1 protein-coding gene is annotated in these 255 nt (G+C 42.4%); it reads right to left on the reverse strand.

Annotation, left to right across the window (positions count from 1 at the left end):
• A partial coding sequence (locus SB749_RS20105; protein ID WP_410711864.1) for a DNA methyltransferase occupies positions 1 to 208 on the reverse strand: 208 nt, incomplete at its 3' end.
• Positions 209 to 255 lie beyond the last annotated feature (47 nt).

Below are 255 nucleotides of genomic sequence, written 5' to 3' on the forward strand. Positions count from 1 at the left end.
ATAAGAAAGCCTCTCTATCTGTTTGCTCACATGTCATAAGAGTTGACCCGCTTCCCCCAAAGAAATCTACCACCCTATCACCTTTTTTACTGCTGTTGCTCAATGGAACGTTTATAAGCTCAAGTGGTTTTTGTGTTGGATGTACATATTTTGATATGTCACCACGCGAAACCTCCCAGACAGTTGCAGGACCAGTTTCTTCTGTCAAATCCGTTCTCCAAACTGTGACTTGTTTTTTGTCACCGTACCAATGAG

It is taken from the genome of Brevibacterium sp. SIMBA_078, from assembly GCF_046534565.1.
Taxonomy (GTDB): Bacteria; Actinomycetota; Actinomycetes; order Actinomycetales; family Brevibacteriaceae; genus Brevibacterium.